Origin of the sequence: Pseudoalteromonas sp. L21, from assembly GCF_021728035.1 — a bacterium.
GTDB lineage: Bacteria > Pseudomonadota > Gammaproteobacteria > Enterobacterales > Alteromonadaceae > Pseudoalteromonas > Pseudoalteromonas arabiensis.
This window is the reverse complement of record NZ_JAKKCV010000004.1, coordinates 558,004-576,861: the sequence shown is the minus strand read 5'-3', so window position 1 is coordinate 576,861 and position 18,858 is coordinate 558,004. Positions and strand designations below refer to the sequence as shown.

The 18,858-nt window shown below is 39.6% G+C and carries 20 protein-coding genes; 10 read left to right on the top strand and 10 right to left on the bottom strand.

Annotated features, from left to right (window positions below; all coding sequences use genetic code 11):
• The first annotated feature begins 231 nt into the window (after positions 1–231).
• The 7 genes from L3V41_RS14425 to ccoG all read left to right on the top strand — a co-directional run bounded on the left by L3V41_RS14425 (position 232) and on the right by ccoG (position 8,818).
• Positions 232–1,734: an alanine/glycine:cation symporter family protein gene (locus tag L3V41_RS14425; RefSeq protein ID WP_062568840.1), complete on the top strand. Its 1,503-nt coding sequence runs from the start codon at positions 232–234 to the stop codon at positions 1,732–1,734.
• 142 nt (positions 1,735–1,876) lie between these two features.
• On the top strand, positions 1,877–2,203 hold the full coding sequence (locus L3V41_RS14420; RefSeq protein WP_346656324.1) for a hypothetical protein: 327 nt from the start codon (positions 1,877–1,879) through the stop codon (positions 2,201–2,203).
• A 1-nt stretch (position 2,204) separates the two neighbouring features.
• Positions 2,205–2,486, top strand: coding sequence for a DUF1315 family protein (locus L3V41_RS14415; protein WP_062568841.1), 282 nt, complete (start codon positions 2,205–2,207; stop codon positions 2,484–2,486).
• A complete protein-coding gene (locus tag L3V41_RS14410) occupies positions 2,476–5,157 on the top strand; it encodes a DUF349 domain-containing protein (protein WP_237127977.1) in 2,682 nt (893 codons plus the stop codon). Before L3V41_RS14415 ends, L3V41_RS14410 begins: the two co-directional genes overlap by 11 nt.
• 47 nt (positions 5,158–5,204) lie before the next feature.
• Positions 5,205–5,762 carry a DUF1439 domain-containing protein gene (locus L3V41_RS14405; RefSeq protein ID WP_062568843.1) on the top strand — a complete coding sequence of 186 codons (558 nt, stop codon included), beginning with the start codon at positions 5,205–5,207 and terminating at the stop codon, positions 5,760–5,762.
• Between the two features lie 115 nt (positions 5,763–5,877).
• Positions 5,878–7,296, top strand: a complete 1,419-nt coding sequence (locus L3V41_RS14400; protein ID WP_062568844.1) for a sigma 54-interacting transcriptional regulator — start codon at positions 5,878–5,880, stop codon at positions 7,294–7,296.
• A 139-nt stretch (positions 7,297–7,435) separates the two neighbouring features.
• Entirely contained in the window at positions 7,436–8,818 is a 1,383-nt protein-coding gene (gene ccoG, locus L3V41_RS14395) for a cytochrome c oxidase accessory protein CcoG (protein WP_062568845.1), read from the top strand.
• Between the two features lie 26 nt (positions 8,819–8,844).
• Here the strand turns inward: ccoG and L3V41_RS14390 are convergent, their stop codons facing one another.
• The 3 genes from L3V41_RS14390 to L3V41_RS14380 all read right to left on the bottom strand — a co-directional run bounded on the left by L3V41_RS14390 (position 8,845) and on the right by L3V41_RS14380 (position 11,005).
• Positions 8,845–9,261: a hypothetical protein gene (locus L3V41_RS14390; protein WP_062568846.1), complete on the bottom strand. Its 417-nt coding sequence runs from the start codon at positions 9,259–9,261 to the stop codon at positions 8,845–8,847.
• 169 nt (positions 9,262–9,430) lie between these two features.
• On the bottom strand, positions 9,431–10,351 hold the full coding sequence (locus L3V41_RS14385) for a M14 family metallocarboxypeptidase (protein WP_237127976.1): 921 nt from the start codon (positions 10,349–10,351) through the stop codon (positions 9,431–9,433).
• A gap of 63 nt (positions 10,352–10,414) precedes the next feature.
• Complete coding sequence (locus tag L3V41_RS14380) at positions 10,415–11,005, bottom strand: hypothetical protein (protein WP_062568847.1); 591 nt, start codon at positions 11,003–11,005, stop codon at positions 10,415–10,417.
• Positions 11,006–11,165: 160 nt separating this feature from the next.
• On the opposite strand from L3V41_RS14380, the gene L3V41_RS14375 reads away from it, so the two are divergent.
• On the top strand, positions 11,166–12,203 hold the full coding sequence (locus L3V41_RS14375; RefSeq protein ID WP_062568848.1) for an AI-2E family transporter: 1,038 nt from the start codon (positions 11,166–11,168) through the stop codon (positions 12,201–12,203).
• Between the two features lie 19 nt (positions 12,204–12,222).
• Here L3V41_RS14375 and L3V41_RS14370 read toward each other — a convergent pair whose 3' ends face one another.
• The 5 genes from L3V41_RS14370 to L3V41_RS14350 form a co-directional block, all read right to left on the bottom strand.
• Positions 12,223–12,612, bottom strand: coding sequence for a hypothetical protein (locus L3V41_RS14370; protein ID WP_237127975.1), 390 nt, complete (start codon positions 12,610–12,612; stop codon positions 12,223–12,225).
• Between the two features lie 16 nt (positions 12,613–12,628).
• Entirely contained in the window at positions 12,629–13,966 is a 1,338-nt protein-coding gene (locus L3V41_RS14365) for an ATP-binding protein (protein WP_062568850.1), read from the bottom strand.
• Positions 13,960–14,634: a response regulator transcription factor gene (locus tag L3V41_RS14360; protein WP_062568851.1), complete on the bottom strand. Its 675-nt coding sequence runs from the start codon at positions 14,632–14,634 to the stop codon at positions 13,960–13,962. The genes L3V41_RS14365 and L3V41_RS14360 overlap by 7 nt, the downstream gene beginning before the upstream one ends.
• 2 nt (positions 14,635–14,636) lie before the next feature.
• On the bottom strand, positions 14,637–14,888 hold the full coding sequence (locus L3V41_RS14355; protein ID WP_062568852.1) for a PepSY domain-containing protein: 252 nt from the start codon (positions 14,886–14,888) through the stop codon (positions 14,637–14,639).
• A gap of 160 nt (positions 14,889–15,048) precedes the next feature.
• Positions 15,049–15,348, bottom strand: coding sequence for a YciI family protein (locus L3V41_RS14350; RefSeq protein WP_062568853.1), 300 nt, complete (start codon positions 15,346–15,348; stop codon positions 15,049–15,051).
• A gap of 176 nt (positions 15,349–15,524) precedes the next feature.
• Between L3V41_RS14350 and L3V41_RS14345 the strand changes: the two genes are divergently transcribed.
• Positions 15,525–16,949 carry a sodium-dependent transporter gene (locus L3V41_RS14345; RefSeq protein ID WP_062568854.1) on the top strand — a complete coding sequence of 475 codons (1,425 nt, stop codon included), beginning with the start codon at positions 15,525–15,527 and terminating at the stop codon, positions 16,947–16,949.
• Between the two features lie 51 nt (positions 16,950–17,000).
• Here L3V41_RS14345 and L3V41_RS14340 read toward each other — a convergent pair whose 3' ends face one another.
• Entirely contained in the window at positions 17,001–17,639 is a 639-nt protein-coding gene (locus L3V41_RS14340) for a CPBP family intramembrane glutamic endopeptidase (protein ID WP_062568855.1), read from the bottom strand.
• 58 nt (positions 17,640–17,697) lie between these two features.
• Positions 17,698–18,285 carry an inner membrane-spanning protein YciB gene (locus L3V41_RS14335; RefSeq protein ID WP_062568856.1) on the bottom strand — a complete coding sequence of 196 codons (588 nt, stop codon included), beginning with the start codon at positions 18,283–18,285 and terminating at the stop codon, positions 17,698–17,700.
• Between the two features lie 162 nt (positions 18,286–18,447).
• Between L3V41_RS14335 and L3V41_RS14330 the strand changes: the two genes are divergently transcribed.
• On the top strand, positions 18,448–18,747 hold the full coding sequence (locus L3V41_RS14330) for an HU family DNA-binding protein (RefSeq protein ID WP_338053563.1): 300 nt from the start codon (positions 18,448–18,450) through the stop codon (positions 18,745–18,747).
• Positions 18,748–18,858 lie beyond the last annotated feature (111 nt).

The following is an 18,858-nucleotide window of genomic DNA, read 5'->3' as shown; positions in this document are numbered from 1 at the left end:
GTTTCAGCGATGCTTACGAATGGCACAATGAATGTTAATTAATGTCACGTACACGTCATTTTGAAAATTAACTGTTAACAAAGATGGGGTGTTTAAGTTAATATTCAATACGTTTCGCTGAGACGTTATTAAGTTTTATTAATATTTCTCACACATATATGTCGCGTATTCTCACAAGCTCACGCAGAGTATCGTAACTAACAATAAAAAATATCATCATAGAGGATATCCATGGAAGCTCTTGTAAGTGCCGTCAATGACATAATCTGGAGTAATGCACTCATTTATTTATGTCTAGGTGCAGGTCTATTTTATTCCGTTTTAACCCGTTTCGCTCAAGTTAGACATTTCAAAGAAATGTGTAAGTTATTGCTAAGCTCCAATAACTCAGATACCGGTATTTCATCATTCCAGGCGCTAGCTGTTTCATTATCTGGCCGTGTTGGTGTGGGTAATATTGCTGGGGTTGCTGCGGCAATTGGCTTTGGTGGACCTGGTGCTATTTTCTGGATGTGGGTGGTGGCATTTTTAGGAGCAAGTACAGCCTATGCAGAGTCTACCCTTGGGCAAATTTATAAATCTGAAGAAGATGGTCAATATCGAGGCGGTCCAGCGTATTATTTTGACCGTTGCTTAAAGCAAAAATGGTTAGCTGTATTATTTGCTGTATCAGCCATTGTTGCCTGTGGCGTATTTTTACCTGGCGTACAAGCAAATGCGGTAGGTAATGCATTTACGCAAGTATTTGGTGAAGGTACACTGGTTAGCACCAGCTTTGGCGAAGTGGGTAGCTTCAAATTAGTGGCGCTGGCTATCATCCTAATCGTGCTTGCGTTTATTATCTTCGGCGGTATTAAGCGTATTGCTAACTTCACACAAATTGTAGTGCCATTTATGGCATTAGGTTACATCGTACTAGCCCTAATCGTAGTATTTATAAATTTGGATAAAGTACCGGGTATTTTTTCAATGATTTTATCTGATGCATTCACAGCTCAAGCTGGCTTTGGTGCGGCAATTGGTTGGGGTGTAAAGCGTGGGATTTACTCAAACGAAGCAGGTCAAGGTACAGGCCCTCATGCAGCATCTGCCGCAGAAGTTGATCACCCAGCTCAACAGGGCTTAGTGCAAGCATTTTCTGTTTACGTGGACACAATCTTTGTGTGTACTGCAACAGCGTTAATGATCCTTATCACGAAGCAGTATAATATTGTGGGTGAGTTACCTGCAGGTCAATTCATAGTGCAAAACGTTGATGCAGCAACGGAAGTAGGTTCAGCAGCCTTTACCCAAATGGCACTATTTAGCGTATTTGGCGGCTTTGGTGAAGCATTTGTTGGTATTGCGTTGTTCTTCTTCGCGTTTACTACAATCCTTGCTTATTACTATATTGCAGAAACCAATGTAGCGTATTTAAATCGTTACTTTAAAGGTAGCATTCCGTTAGTTGTTGTTAAAGTGGTTATCATGTTCATGGTTGCTTACGGTATGGTAAATAACTCTGGCTATATTTGGGCTATTGGTGATATTGGTGTTGGCTTAATGGCTTGGATTAATATTGTTGGTATTTTAGCTATCTTCTTTGTCGCAAAACCTGCACTTAACTGTTTACGTGATTATGAAGATCAAAAGAAAGCGGGTGGTGAAATTACCTTTGATCCAGTTAAGTTAGGCATCAAAAATGCGATCTTCTGGGAAAAGCGTTTAGCACAAAAGGCTAAAGAAAAAGAATAAAATGTATTTTTAGACGAGTTTGATGATTGTAGTTTTCGAATCTTCATAATTGAATGAAATTCAAATAAGACATCGGCTCATAAAACGAGTACAATAAAGGGCGCCTAAAGGCGCCTTTTTTATGCGTAGTATGGAGAAAGATATGGCGATTATTAGTTGCCCGCAGTGTGCAAAATCAATATCTGATAAACATAAGCAATGTCCGCATTGTGAATGCCAAGTTACCGATCTTAGCAATGAACAAATGCAACAAATGCAAAAAGAAACGCGCATTCGTAAACAACAAAAGTTTATGAATCACTCTTTCCTCGCGCTGATTTTATTTTTAGGGGGCTTTTTTTGTTATTACTTTATGCACCCCGAAGCAAAGTCTCTTGAGTGGTATGCCTATGCAGCGGCAATGGCTGTAGGTTTTGTTTGGTATATCGTAAGCCGCATCTATTTAGTAGTTTTGAAAAAGAAAAAGTAACATGAATATTGATCAGATAGTTAAAAATATCACCCCAGACGTATTTGAGCGTCTCCAGTACGGCGCCTCAACAGGCAAGTGGCCTGATGGCACGCCATTAACTGAAGAGCAAAAACAACAAACCGTTCAGCTCGTGATGCTTTACCAAGCTAAAGTTTCGCAAACCAATGAGCAATTTACCATTGGTGAAAATGGTGAAATGGTGCAAAAGAGCAAAGCTCAATTGCAAAAAGAATTCGCATCAGAAAATGAAATAGCTAGGTTTAGTGAAAATGATCTTTAAACACCTGTTTACTCCAAAATGGAAGCACCCTAAAAACCAAATTCGTTTGGCAGCCGTTGAGCGCCTTGATAGAGAACGTGATGCTAATATCTTAAACAGTATTGCACTTGAAGACAGTTCTGCTGAAATCCGTAAAAAAGCCTTGAATAAAGTGAATGATATTGTTTTATGGTGGCAGGTTTATAAGCAAGATCAAGCTCTGAAAGAGCTAGCAGAGCACCATATCAATCAAGCTGTTTTAAGCACAGATGGCCAATTAGATGCCAATATTAAAAATGAATTTATCGAGCGTTATGCACCAGTTAAAACACTTGAGAAGTTAGCATTTGCAGAAAAAGAAATTCAGGTTCGGGTTAAATTATTAAAGCGTTTAGCCAATGCTAACTTGATTGATAAAGCATTTAAAGAAGGCAGCGAAGAATTACAAGCTCAGCTTGTTGAGTTGGTAATCAATCATCAATTGGCTAAACCATTATTAAAGCATGCCAAAGGACAAGCTCAGCAGCAGCTAAACACCCATCTTGAAAATGAGCGTTTAGCTGTTGAAATGCCGGCTAAGGTGGAGGCAGACACACGTGTTGTGTTGGCGAAACTGAATGCATTACGTGATAAAACTGATTTTCAACTGGTATCTCAACAACATGCTGATTTGTTACAGCAATGGCAAGCGATTGAACTTAAGTGGTTGAATGAAGAACAAGTTAAAGCGCTTGATAAAAAATACATAGCGATCACTCAAAAGTTAGATGTTCACCTGGCTTCGCTTCGTAATGAATATGAAATTGCTCAACAATTATTATTGGAGCAGCAACGTCAAGTACTTGCACTGGCAACACTTGAAGCGTTATCAGAAGAAATTGAGAATGCTCTACAGCTTGGGATGGAAGAGCCTGAACAAATCCAACAAGATTGGCTAGAGGCGAAAGTTGCACAAGCAAAAGAGGCACTTACTGAGACAAAACTAACTGATAACCAAAATGTTCGAGATGTTAAAAAACGCTTAGAGAATTTGTTTGAGCAGGTAGAGCAATTACCAACACTTGTTACTTCGATAGCTGAATACAAACAAGCGTTTGAAACCTTATCTGCGATTGAACCAAGTGGTGATGAAGCACTGTTTGATGAGCTGCAGCGAGAGTTTAAAACAGAGCAAAAAAATGCTCGTCAAAAATTGTCTAAGATCCCTACGCGATTACAAGGTAGTTTAAATGCGGCACTAACAGAACGTGTCAACATGTGGCAAGAAGCGATGGCGCCACTTGCGACTAAACTTGCTAAAAACCAGCAAGCAGCTAAGAGAAAAGCACGAGATGTTAAACGTTTGATTGAACAAGGCCGTTTTAATATTGCGTTTGGTGTTTTTAAAGGCTTTGAAGAGCTATATGACACACTCAGCGAGTCATATAGGCAACCACTTGATTCACTTAAATCTGACCTTGAATCACAATTAGCGGAAGCGAAAGATTGGCAAAAATACGCATCTGCGCCAAAGCGTGAAGCACTACTTAAAGAAGTAAGTGAATTAGCGGCAACAGAATGTACTGACCCTAAACAGCGTGCAGAGCAAGTTAAACAGTTACGTCGACGTTGGAATGAGTTAGGGCGTCTTGATACAGAAGAAGAGAAACGCCAAGGTGAACAATTTGATCAGCTAGTAGAGTTACTGTTTGCGCCGTGTCGTGAATATTTCGCTGAGCAAGAGCAACAACGTGAGCAAGCTAAATCACAGCGTGTTGATATTATCACGCAAATGCAACAGCTAAATGAGCAGGATACTCAGTCTGATGAGTTTGATTGGAAGCAGTTTGAAAGTAAATTTAATCGGATTGCTAAAGCATGGCGTTCTGCTGGTAATGTTGACCCTAAAACGTATCGTGAGTTGCAAGCACAATTCAAAGCGGCGCAGTCACAAGTGCAAGCTCAGCTAGTGGCGTTTCATAAAGTAAATGCTGAGCAAAAAGCAGCGCTGGTAGAGCAAGCAACACAGTTATCTCAAAGCGATGATTTAGCATCAGCGTGCCAAGAGCTCAAAGCACTTCAACAAACTTGGCAAACGATTGGCTTTGCAGGAATGAAAGCAGAAAACACTTTATGGCAGCAATTTAGACGTGTTAATGACGAAACATTTGCCAAGCGCAGTGCTGAGTTTGAACAGCAAAAGCAAGTGCAGCAACAAAATGACGAAGTTGTCGCAGAGCTGTTAACTGAGCTTGAATCTGCACTTGAAACAGTGGTACATCTTGCTCAGCTTAAAGACTTAGCTGCTAAGCTTGCAGGGCTTGATTATTCGAAAGCGTTATCAACTCGTGTTACTCGGTTAGAGGCGGCAATTAATGCAAAAACAGCGCAAATGAGTAAACAAGCAGAGCAATCTAAGCTCGATGCTTTATTTACAGCGCTTGAGGACGATACTGATATCCCTACTCAGTTCCAAACGCCATTGACAACAGTATTAAACGCGCAGCAATTGCTAACACGTATTGAAATTTTAGCTGGTGTAGAATCTGCCGATAGTCAGCTACGCATGACAGAGCAAGTAGCAATGCTTGATGATAAGCACCGTGGAGAGCAAGCAGATATTTATTACTATTTAAAACAGCTTTTAGCGGTCAGTGGAGGTTCAGTTTCACCTGACACACTAGCAAGGCTTAAAGCAATATTTGCACAATAACGACTATTTATGAAGCCGCTTACTAGCGGCTTTTTTCGGGGAAGACTATGAGAATTTTACTATTTTTAACTTGCTTATTGTTAGGGGCATGTAAAAGCACAGAGCAAGGCATTTCGGTTTATTCATTCACGAATTCAGAAATTGAAGCGGCTTTATCAAACCAACTACCAAAATTTAAAGAACAAATAAAATTAATGGGCTTACCTGTAGAATTTGCAGTTAACGATTTAAGTGTCAATGTCGGTCCCGAAAAACGTGATGTTATTGTGTTAGGTGCCGATTCAAGCGCTGTTGTTAATGCGTTTGCACTTAAATACCCAGTACGGCTAAAGCTGCAAATAGAAGGTAGCCCTTTTTATGACAGTGAGAAAAAAGCCGTGTTTTTACGTAATGTAAAATTGTTAGATACCCATGTAGATACCGCTGGCTTTAAAGGGAACTTAAGTTTACTTGATGATCAAGCCATGCAAGTAATTAATGGGTTTTTAGCGGTCAATCCTGTTTACAAGCTTAATACGAGTGACCCGAAAATAGCTTTACTAAGTAAGTTGCCACTCGATCTGCAAGTAGCACAAGGGGAAATCCGCTTAGTTCCTGCGATGTAACTTTTTAATTAGTAAGAGCATTTTTATAGTGCTCTTTTGGCTTTTTTCATAGCTTGTTTAAATGATTATTCGTTGCGATAATGTCTCGTGATATTTCGCGAATAGACGTTTTGCTATGATTAAAGAATTTTTAAATGATCCAACTCTTTTATTAAATGCTGTAGGTGAAGGCATCTACGGCTTTGATTTATCGGGTAATGCAGTATTCGTCAATCCAGCTGCTGAGCGTATGACTGGCTGGAAAGCAGAAGAACTTCTAGGTAAAAAAATTCACCAATATCATCACCATACTCGTAAAGATGGCTCACCATACCCTGCAGATGAATGCCAAATATACTGTACCATGTTTGATGGTAAACACCGCCATGTAAATGATGAGGTATTCTGGCGTAAAGATGGTAGCTATTTTGCCGTTGAATATACTTCAACACCTGTTTACAAAAATGGCGCCTTGATTGGTGCTGTCGCGATTTTTCGCGATGTCTCAAAACAGCAACAAACTGAAGTTGCATTGCGCGATGCTCTAGCCCAAGTTCAGCACTTATCTGAGCAATTACAAGCTGAGAATGCCTATCTTATTTCTGAATTAAATGAAGACTGGCAGGGGTCGGGTTTAGTCGGGCAAAGTCATTCGTTTCAAAGTATGCTTGAGCAAATAACCCTAGTGAGTCAAACGAACAGTACGGTTTTGATTTTAGGTGAAAATGGCACCGGTAAAGAGCTGGTGGCAAGAAACCTACACCGTTTAAGTAGCCGCGCTGAGCAGCCATTTATTAAAGTAAATTGCGCAGCGTTTTCTGCAAATTTAATAGAATCAGAGTTATTCGGTCATGAGAAAGGGGCGTTTACAGGTGCTAATGAGCGCAGAAAAGGGCGTTTTGAACTGGCTGATAAAGGCACGCTATTTTTAGATGAAGTGGCAGAGCTGCCATTAGAAGCGCAAAGTAAGTTACTGCGCGTGCTACAAGAGCAAGAGTTTGAGCGCGTGGGTGGTAGCCAAACCTTAAAAGTCGATATCCGAGTATTAGCCGCAACTAATCGAAACTTATGGCAAATGGTTGAGCAGGGCAGCTTTCGAATGGACTTGTATTATCGCTTAAATGTGTTTCCTATTCGTGTTCCTGCGCTGCGTGAGCGCAAGGAAGACATTCCACTTCTCGCGGCAAACATAATCACTCAGCTTAACAAGCGCTTAGGTAAACAGCTAAAGGGGCTTAGCAAAGCAACGCTCACTAAGTTGGCTAATTATGATTGGCCTGGCAATATTCGTGAGCTACAAAATATCCTCGAGCGTGAAGCTATTTTATCAAAACAAGCTTTGCTACAACTCTCTGCACCTCTGAATAACGAGCAAACAAATGAGCAAGTTGTCTCGCTTGCTGCTGTACAAAAGCAGCATATTTGCGAGGTACTAAAGCGGTGTAACGGCCAAATATCAGGTGAAAATGGCGCTGCTACTTTGCTTGGTTTACCCGAAAGTACTCTTAGATCAAAAATGAAAAAGCTGGCTATAAAACGTAATTTCGCGAAATAACGCGGTTGTTCGTGATATTTCGCGGTTTTAAATGCCCTAAATGTAAAAATATTCTTTAATATCAATTATTTAATTTTATTTTTAGTTGGCCTGATAGTTGCTCTGTAAGGTTATTACCGACATAGAAGTAAGTAGCAAAATGAAATTTGATATTAAAGAGCAAGACTTAATCATCAAGCCCTACAACCAAGAAGGGCCGATTTATATCCGAGAGCAAAAAGGGCACTTCCAACGTATCCGCCGTTACTTAGGCTGGGTGCTGATGTTGACGTTTATCGCCATTCCGTGGATTCAGTATGATGGGCGTCAAGCCGTCTTACTCGACGTAGCAACACAAAAATTTAGCTTGTTTGGGTTAACACTGTTGCCTCAAGATTTTATGATTTTAGCCATGTTATTTATGACAGGTGCTTTTGCATTGTTTTTTGTGACGAACTGGTTAGGCCGAGTTTGGTGTGGCTATACCTGCCCGCAAACAATTTGGATGCTTATGTTCACTTGGGTTGAACATAAAGTCGAAGGCAACCGTAACCAACGAATCAAACTTGATAAATCCCCTTGGTCAGCAAGTAAGTGGCAAAAGAAAATAACCAAGCATGCTGTTTGGCTTGTCATCTCTTTACTCACTTCTATGTCATTTATGGCTTATTTTATACCTGCTAAGTCTTTATACATGAGTTTATTCACTCTTGATATGTCAGGGCTTGTTAGCTTTTGGGTTTTCTTATTCGCATTTTGCACCTATGGCAATGCCGGTTTTCTGCGCGAAAAAATGTGTACGGTAGCATGTCCATATTCACGTTTTCAGTCTGTGATGTTTGATAAAGACACGCTGGTAGTCACCTATGATCAAGAGCGAGGAGAATCTCGTGGTGCGCGTAAACGTAAAGCTGATCCAAGGGAATTAGGCTTAGGTGATTGTGTTGACTGTAACCTGTGTGTAGAAGTATGTCCAGCCGGTATTGATATACGCAACGGCTTGCAATATGAATGCATAAACTGCGGCTTATGTATCGATGCGTGTGACAGTACCATGGAAAAATTTAATTATCCAAAGGGGCTAATAAAGTACGCTTCAGAAAAGCAAATGGAAGGAAAAACAACAAACCCATTTAGATTAAAACTACTTGGATATGGCGGTTTAACGGCCTTATTTGTGGTTGCTATGATTGTTTGGGTCGCTATGCGCACGCCCATTGAAGCATCAGTTATTCGTGACCGTAATGCTTTGTATCGTGTTAACTTTGAAGGGCTGGTTGAAAACCCATACACTTTGTCAATCATCAATAAAACTCAGCATAGTTTGAGCTATTCAATTGGTATTACTGGTATAGAAGAAGCAAACCTACAGGTGCCAGAAGCGATAACGATTGATGCAGGTCAAATGAAGAGGGTGCCTGTTACCGTGGTTGCTGATGGGTATGAATTAAAGTCAAAGGTAACGCCAATTAGCTTTCATATTCAAGCACTAGAAGATGCAAGTATAGCGATAACCAAAGAGACAAAGTTCTATAAAAATTAATACAAATTAGACGACGAAATGGCTTGTTAACAAGCCATTTCAGCGAATTCAAGTTGTTTTAAAACATAGGCTTTGGCGCTTTGCAAATCATCAAATAAACAATCAAGAATTTGTATTGGAGCTTCAGCTTCTGCAATGATACGTTTCATTTGATTAAGTACAATTGAAGAACTGAACATATATGCTGTGGCAATACAGTTTGTACCCTGTAAAGCGCGAAATAAATTGGCAAAACTTCGTTCTGCATCAGGAGTCGTTGCAAGTAGGTGTGTAGAATGACTAATGTAAGCCCACGGACGCCCAGCTAAAGCACTGACATGCTTTTTTAAACCCGTAGCGAAGTTGTTGACTAAACGTGCGTTTATATTACCAGAAAATTGTCCAATAATAATTGAACCTTCAGTGATGATACTGACACTGCCATAGTGATTCTTAAATTCCAATTTGCTTCCCTTTCGAATTAAAAAGAGCGCGAATTTTATACAATTCACAGAACCTGTCTAGCTATTTATTGTACAATTCAAAAAAAGCATAAAAATTCTATTTTTATGCTTTTTTCTGGGTTTTTGTTTTGCTTTTTTGTTTTAAATGAATAATTTAATTGTTTGGTATTTAAAGGTTGGATAACTTTTTGTTAACAATGTAGTCAAGAGCACCTGTAATTGCCGCTACTTGAGCATCGACACAAATTTCGCTACTTGCTTGAGGGCTATCAGGGTAAACCTCAGTTGTTGTAACAAATTTTGCATCAGTTAAGCCCATACATAAGCCGAGCTTTTTTGCTTCGTAATTAATCACACCAAACTGAGTTTGCGGCACACCAATCAACTGATTATTCTCATCACTTGGGGCGATGTGGGTAACTTTTTCAACTGATTTGATAATTGCCGTTTGGAATGCATGTTCAGGACGTTCGCTGTCAGCTACAAGATAAAATCCATCTGGTATATTCCAATTGTCATGTGTTTTGGCATCGCGGGCTGCAAGCGCTGGACGAAACTCGCTATTATCAGTGTCGGTTGTTTCATGGAGATCAATATGTGCGTAAGGTGCAATTGAATTATCAGCTAGGTACTGCATGATTGCTGCTGATTCTTGCGCAGGACTATTTTGATAAAAAGAGCGGTTTGGATCAGTTGCAGTCGGATTCCAACGGTTAATAGTTTCGTAACCCCAAGGGCTAATACAAGGTGCAATCAAAATATTAAAGTGTGAAAGGTAATCGGTAGCTGCTTTTTTGGCAAATGCTAATGCGCCGTGCACGCCACTCGTTTCATAACCGTGTACGCCACCTGTTACTAACACGCATGGTTTGTTATTTAGCCAATTTTTGCTTTTTAAAATGAAAAGTGGATAGCTATTAATGTCATAGTCAAGCGTACCATAGCGTTCAACATCGAACTTTTCTGTTAAAGAATCTAGCTGTGATACAACATCATCTGAGTAGCTACGCTTTACTGATTGAAGCGCAAGCCATGCTTTTTTGTCTTCATCATTCCAAGGTGTACCAGGGGTTCCGATAGGATAACTCATAAAATACCTTATTTGGATTTGCTGCAAAAAAGCGAGCTTATCGAAGCGCAGCATGTCATGCAACTAGATGAGTTCAGTCGTTATATTTCCTTGTTCATATAACTTTGCGTGATGATGTTTGTGAATGTCGAATAAGTATTGACGCATTGCATCTTGGCCTTCACATACTTTAATAATTTTAGCGGCAATGCCTTTGCTGGTTGCTCTAACTGGTTTAGCTCTAATCATCACATGTTCTTGGTTGGGTAAGTTAAAAGCAAGTGTAATTTCTTGCTCTAAGACAGCCTCTGCATGTTTTGGTTGTAATAGTAGCCCAGTACTCGATAGTGATAAAATAACATACTTTTCTGTTTGCAGGTCAAGGTCGGGTGTCCGCCAACTCCTTTCAACTCCTTTTGTATCAATTACTTCGGGAGCGCTAAGAACCGGCGTTAATTGGCCTCTTTCATCTGTCGTGAACTCTAATGGAAACCACAATTGGTATATACCTACTTCTGCCAATAGTGTTAGCTTGGCATTTTTCAGCAATCCACTCAGTTTATCTGGTAGGTTGAGATTTAATGACATTTTAGTGTTGATAGGGTCATCAATACTTTGTTCAGCCTCAAACAGGCTATTAAAAAAAGACAACTCTTGCTCTGATAAATGCGTCATCCCTAGCTCCTTTTAAGTACGACTGCTCAATGGTAACTTAAGGTCATAGTTTGTTCAAATAATGTGTACAAAGTAGGCATTAACTGTGCCAGTTCTGTAGAGATTTCTTTTAGAGTCTATTTGACTTACACTGGAGAAAATAATTCACAAGGATTTTATTTTGTCGAGTTTGACTGGTGTAAATAAAAGTTTAGTTATCTTTGCTGCTTTAGTTGTTGTTTTAGCAGGTATTAAAGCTGCAAGTGTAATTGTAATCCCTTTTGTTTTGGCAGCTTTTATTGCCATTATATGTAATCCTCTGATCCGTTTTTTTGCCAAATATGGTATTCCCAAGGTTATTGCCGTGATTTTCGTCATGATGATGATTGTAGGTGTGGGGATAAGCCTTGCCGGATTAGTCGGCCAATCTATGACAGATTTCTCAGAGAACCTACCTGAATACAAAGCTCAGTTAAAAGAAAAGTTTGTGTGGGTTGTTAATGTGGCTGCCAGCTATAACATCCTGATTGATAAAGAGCAGATTATTTCTTTATTTGACCCCGGTAAAATGATTGATGTGGCTACAAATATGCTCACTGGCCTTGGTGGGGTAATGGCAAATATGTTTCTCATTATTCTCACGGTAGTATTTATGCTGTTTGAAGGGCCCATGCTAAGCAAAAAAGTACATATGGCATTAGATGACCCTGAAATGAAAATGAAGCAAGTTGATCGTTTTTTAGATTCAATTAATTCTTATCTAGCGATAAAAACGTTAGTAAGTTTGGGTACCGGCCTGCTTGCTGGTTCTATGTTGTGGGCACTTGGTGTTGATTACTTTGTGTTATGGGGGGTTGTGGCATTCATGCTCAATTATATCCCTAATATTGGGTCGATTATTGCGGCCGTACCGGCGGTATTATTAGCTTTAATAACACAAGGCCCGCTTGTTGCTGGGGTTATTGCGGGTGGATACCTAGTAATAAATACGGTTATGGGTAACATCGTTGAGCCTAAATTTATGGGTAAAGGTTTGGGTTTATCAACGTTAGTTGTATTCTTGTCTTTAATCTTTTGGGGTTGGTTGATGGGAACAGTTGGAATGCTGTTATCCGTACCATTAACTATGATAGTTAAAATAGCCCTCGAAACAAGCCAAGAAGGGCGTTGGCTCGCAACTTTACTAGGAAACGGTGAAGAGCTTAAATTAGATGACTAAAAGGCGCTGATGCGCCTTCTTACTTTAATGGGCGCTTTAACACACTTAGGTGCTGATTAAGTATGTTGATTTCACATTGTTTGTAGGTGATAGCTGCCTTAGTTGCATTTGGCATTTTCTGTAAGTAACGCCAACGGCAACTATCCTCTTGGTAGCTGGCTTGGTTTTTTACACTGCGTAAAAATATAGGTAATAGTTGGCTATTACCTGTATCTTCTTTTATCTTTTCCAGATCTAGAGTCAGTTTATTCACCCACATTTTTTGTTCGCGTTCCAAATCCGCAATGACTTTATCTAAGCAACGAATATATTGCTTTGTTTGAGCAGGTGTATTGCCGTGTAACGTGCATTGCTCTTGAGCATCGATAGAGAATGCTTGAAATGATATAAATCCTAAAAAAACTGTCAATATCGGGTGTTTCATATTATTTTTTATCACGATAGTTAAACTCTAAAATAAACTCAGCACCACCAAGCTTTTCGGAGTCACCAATTGTTAAGTGGCCATTATAAGAGTTTACTAAGTCCGACACGATAGCCATACCAACACCATGACCACTTTCATAAGTGTCCAATCGGGTGCCTCTTGTTAATAATGATTCACGCTTGTCAACGGGCACGCCAGGTCCATCATCACTGATACTGATTGTCAAAGATTTACTTTGCAAAACTTTGATGTCGACTTGTGAGCGGCATGCTTTACAGGCATTATCAATTAGGTTTCCTAACAATTCCATTAAGTCAGTTTTGTCACCTAAGAAGTAATCTTTCTCTGTTACTTCACAAGTAAAAATAATATCTTTGTCACGATAAACCTTCGACATGGCACTCAAAATTGAATCAATAATGGGCTTCACGAGAGTCTGTTTTTTCCATGTGTCAGACGCACCAGTGGCGGCTCGCTTTAATTGATGTTCGATCATCACATTGATGCGATCTAACTGCTCTTGAGCGTCAGCATCATTAGCAAGTGGGCTGGACTTCAGTACAGCCAATGGGGTTTTTAACGCGTGTGCTAAATCGCTTAACGAGGCACGATAGCGCTCCTTTTGACGTTGTTGCGACTCAAGTAATAAATTTAAATCTGCCTTAATTGTTTGTAGCTCAACTGGGTAAAGGCCTTTAATTTGCTGATTATCGCCAGACTCAATAGATTTGATCTCTTTGTCTAAACGTTGCAAGGGTCTTGCGCTCCAAACAAAACCGATGGCCATTAATGCGGCGATTGCCACGCCCATAACATACATCCAGTTAACCAATGTTTGTTTAAATCCATCCATTAGCCTTAGTAGCGCATCATTACGTTTTAGCAAAATAAACCGTGCATGTTCGGATTGATCTATGTTTTCTAGAATAACGGTCAGGGTAAGCTGCCAATAAACCACATTATTATATTCAACACGGCGAAAATCTGCTGAACCAGCTGGGGCTTCGAATTCGTCTGGAATAAAATTAATATTCGTTGCTGATTCAGAGTACCAAACAGGTAAATCCCCACGATAAATCATGGCGTAAGTATCTGAGTTTAGTCTGTTGAGTTCTGGTGTGAGAATGGTGCTTGGCATCACTATGCCGCGCTCTGTAAAGTCGACTTCAGAAATAAGTGAGTATAAATGGGCTTCGAGCGTTTTTTCGGTCGCTTCGACCAAGGAGGCGTAATAAGCCTTACCAATTGAGAAAAACAAAATCGGTAAGGCAACTAATAAAACAAAGACAAGGATAAATCCTTGTCTTACTTTAAGCGGTATTTGCGATGCTACCACTGACTTTTAAGCCTGTAACCACGACCACGTAATGTTTCTACAGGATTTAGTGTACCGTCGGGGTCAAGCTTTTTACGTAAACGAAGTACGAATACTTCAATTACGTTTGAGTCAAGATCAAAGTCTTGGTCGTAAATATGCTCAGTTAGCTCTGACTTAGAGATCACTTTTTGTGGGTTAACCATTAAGTACTCAAGTACTTTGTATTCATATGCTGTAAGGCTAAGCTCTCTGTCATCTACCCATACTTGCTGAGAGCGAGTATGAATTTTGATTGGACCAGCGGTCATTTCTGGGTTTGCTTTACCCGCACTACGGCGAATAAGTGCGTTACAGCGTGCAATTAACTCTTCAACATGAAACGGTTTAGTAAGATAATCATCAGCGCCCGCATCTAAACCTTCTACTTTATCTTGCCAACGGTCACGCGCCGTTAAAATTAAGATAGGAATAGTAATACCTTGTGCACGTGCTTTTGTGATCAGTTCAATGCCATCTACTTTTGGTAAGCCTAAATCGACTACTGCCATATCAAGAGGGTATTCTGTAATATGAAATAAACCAGCTTCGCCATCGTGACAAAGATCTACACTGTAGCGCTCTTTCTCAAGGGCATTACGTAAATTGTCTGCCAAGTGTAAATCATCTTCAATTACTAAAATTCGCATTTTTAATCCTTTTTCACTTCGCCAGTCTTTTTGTTCACATGGATATCGACCACGTGTCCGTTCGTTTTTAATATTCTAACGGTATATACTTTTTCTTGCTCTGTGATTTTGAGGGTTCTACCGTCTTCCGCTTTTTTTGCAATCAACACTGCTTGCTTTTTACTGACCTCATCAGCTTGCTTGTTACTTGCAGCTGCTTGAAAGCTCGAAAGTGCAAATAGTAGGCTAAAACTGAAGGCTAATAATACGCGCATGACGGGAAACTCCTAAACCAGACCCATTTAGTTTAATTAACCAAGTAACTAAAACTCAAGTAAAAACGTTAAATTATGTGATTTAACGAGATGATCTTAGTTAACAAGCAGTGAACAAACACTGAATTATTGCAGCAGGAAAGTTCACTCTAGTTAAAAATTAACCAAAGACCTTTTTAAATGGCTTTACAACTGAATTATCGTAAACGCCAGCTGCAATATAAGGGTCGTTTGCTGCCCATTCCCTTGCTGCTTCTAATGAATCAAACTCAGCAACCACTAATGAACCTGTAAAACCTGCTTCAGCAGGGTCTTCGCTATCAATGGCTGGTAGTGGGCCTGCTGTAAATAAACGATTTTGATCGTCTAACTCTTGAAGGCGAGCTAAGTGAGCAGGGCGAGCAGATTTACGTGCTTCCAAACTATTTTCAACGTCTGTTGAATAAATCATATACAGCATAATGTGTTCTCAATGTTATTTTGAAAAAATAGTAGCATATTCTGCTGAGTAGACGAGAGATTATTTGCGTAATAATCTTTACACAAACCCATATAACTTTAACTTATAAAGCTTGAAATACGCGGTATAACACTGGTAGAGTCGCTTGATTGAGAAAATAATAATAAGGTTTTTAAATGAGCGAAAAACGCGAGCATTTTAGCTCCCGCCTCGGTTTTATTTTAGCGGCAGCCGGTTCTGCTGTAGGTATCGGAAACTTAGTAGGTTTTCCTGTTTCAGCTACAAAAAACGGCGGTGGTGCTTTCCTGTTAGTCTATGCACTGTTTGTCATTTTTATCTGTTTACCTGTAATGATGGCTGAAATGGCAATGGGTCGTAAAGCGCAAAAAGATCCGCTTGGTTCATATAAATTATTAGCGGGCAATGATCCTAAATGGAACTTTGCGGGCTTCTTAGCGGTATTAACGCCATTTATGATTGCTGTGTTTTATATGGTGATTACTGTGTGGATTTTTGGTTATTTATCACAAACTGCATTCGGTAATCTAGATGCCTTGGCCCAACCAGATAACTTTGGCACCTTTATTAATAGCTATACCGTATTTGGTTATATGGCAGTGGTTGCTATCATTGTTAATCTGATTTTAGTTGGTGGTGTAAAAGAAGGCATTGAGAAAGCGGCTAAGTTTATGATGCCAGCTTTATTTGTGTTACTTACAGCACTTGTCGTGTATGTGTTAACGCTTGATAACGCGATGGCGGGTGTAAAGTACTATATCGTACCCGATTTTAGCAAAATGAATGCCAGTGTACTAAATGGTGCCTTAGCCCAAGCATTTTTCTCATTGTCGTTAGGTATGGGTATTTTAATGACTTATGCATCTTATATTTCTAAGAAAGACGACATTGTTGGTAGTGCTAAAATGGTTGCGGTAACTGATTCGCTTGTTGCATTTATTGCCGGACTAATGGTGCTTCCAGCTATTTTTAGTTTCAATCCAAATACCGACCCAAGTACGTTATCAGACTCATCAGTATCAATGATTTTTGTATACCTACCAAAAATCTTATTAGCATTACAAGCTGATATTGGCTACCTGGGTGCATCAATTGTTGCGTTTATATTCTTTTTATTGGTCTTTTTTGCGGCAATTACGTCACTTGTATCGATTGTCGAAGTACCTACAGCAACCTTAAGTGATCGTAAAGGCATTAGTCGTAAAAAAGCGTTGGCTATCCTAACCCTATCAACAGGCGTATTAACTGTGCTGTGTACTATGTCATTTGGTATGGTTGAGTCATTAACCAAATTTGTTAATTATGGCGGCGCAGATAAGAGTTTATTTGATATTGTATATGATGTGTTTTACGACACAATTTTACCGCTTAATGGCTTAATGGTGTGTTTATTCGTAATGTACCGCTGGAAAAAAGCAAACCTATCAGCAGAGCTAAGCCAAGGCTGTGACGGCTATATCGGTAGCTTTACAGAGAAGTATGTGAACTTTTCGCTATCAACGTTTATCCCTGCAATTTTATTACTCATTTTTGTAAATACCGTCGCAACGAAGTTTTTTGCATTTAGTATTTTCGGATTTTAAAAGCCAGCTCAATATTTAGCCGCGCACTTAGCCGCGGCTTTTTTATATTCGCTAAATAGCCCCTGCATCTAAAACATCACCTAGCCCCAAAGTAAACATCCAAAGCCCCCATAAGCTGTGTTCAATAACGCACGCAAAGGTCGAGCGGCTTTGCGCATAAGTGTAAGAAAATAATAGCCCACCTAAAAATGCCAGCAGTACGGCCAATACATTCGCATAGACAATGTGAGCTAACGCAAACACCGATGCACTGACAATGATACGCACGGTTTTACTTGGCATAATGCGTTTGTAGCGGTGGAAAAAGTAGGTTCTGAAAATAAGCTCTTGTGGCATCACCGATAAAATTGGGTAGAGTAATAGCAACATTAGCCAATCATAAAAAGAATTTCTGGGCATCGAAAACCAGTTTTCTTGATTCATGATGCCGTAAAACATGCCTGAGAATAGTGCTCCTAAAAAGAAGAAGCTAAACAAGCGACGTTTGACTGCACTAAATTCACCTAAGCTGGTTAACCTTAAGCGTTTGAAATGAGGATCAGACAAAAGCAACATGCTGCACACGGCCATTAAAATAATAAGGGCAGGTATAAGCCAGTTAGCCAGGTAGGCGCGTAGCAAGAAGCCTAAAAGCGGCAAAGAAACAAATATGAGGGTAAATTCAAACCAGCGGTAATGGTTAGCGTTCAATGTCGTCTCAGCGTGTTTTTTGTATACGCTAACAAGCTAAGACGACAGATTTATGACATTAAGATTGCTTTGAATCTTTCTCTTCATCATCTTCAGGTAAGTATTTGAAGAGCGTGATGATAGTGGCTAGTACGCACACAAAGGTAATCCCCATTAAGCCAAATACTTTAAAATTAACCCAAAAATCGAGTGAGAAATTATAAGCAATATAAATGTTTAGAGCTGATATACCACCGGTTACTGCAACCCAAAAGAGATTAAGTTTGTTCCACAGTGTTTCCGGTACCTTGATTTCTTGTTTACTCTCAGAGACATTTTCTAAAATCGAGCTAAGTGCCTTTTTTACCAAGTTTTTACCAAGCACATAGCGGCTGACTAACAAGGTAGCACTTAAGATGGCATACACAATGGTGGCCTTCCATTTCACAAACTGTTCATCATGAAAAACTAAGGTGAGAGTACCTAATACCACCGCGATGGCAAAAAACACCCAGTGACGGGTTGGCACTTTGCCGTCTTTAAAATAACAATAAGCAACCTGAATTAAGGTAGTTAGCATCAGCAATGCTGTTGCCCAATAAATATCAACTAATTTGAAAACCGCAAAAAACAAAATCAGCGGGATGTATTCAATAATCGCATGCATAGATTTATAAATGCTCTAATTTAAAAAGATACTGGGTTGTATCAAGTTATTGCTCAAGATACAAGGTTGACTTAGCTGCCCTGAAAGCTTAGCCTCCCGAGCAAATCTGGTCTAAACCGGTGTTTGGGTTATTTTACCTTATCTTTTTCCGCTTAACCTCAGATGATTAAGCGGCGTATTTTGGAGCATTTTATGAATAAAGCCGCGTTAGTGTCACAAATGGCTGCCCATAGTGAATTAACAAAAAAAGACACACAAGCTGCACTCAGCAGCCTGTTAAATGTCATCGAAAAGTCACTCTCTGAAGGTGACCAAGTACAAATCAATGGTTTTGGTACGTTTGCCCTAAGTTATTACCCAGCACGTAAAGGGCGCAACCCACAAACAGGGGAAGAAATCGAAATCGAAGGCGCTAACAAACCTGTGTTTAAGCCTGCAAAGGCATTAAAGGATGTGTTGTAAGCAGTATTTGCAAGGGTGTTGTATATTTTACAGAGCTAATAATCAAAACTTTTAAATTAGCTCTTTAATTTCATGAGGTTAACTCTGGCATATTGTCTGCTGTAATTAACT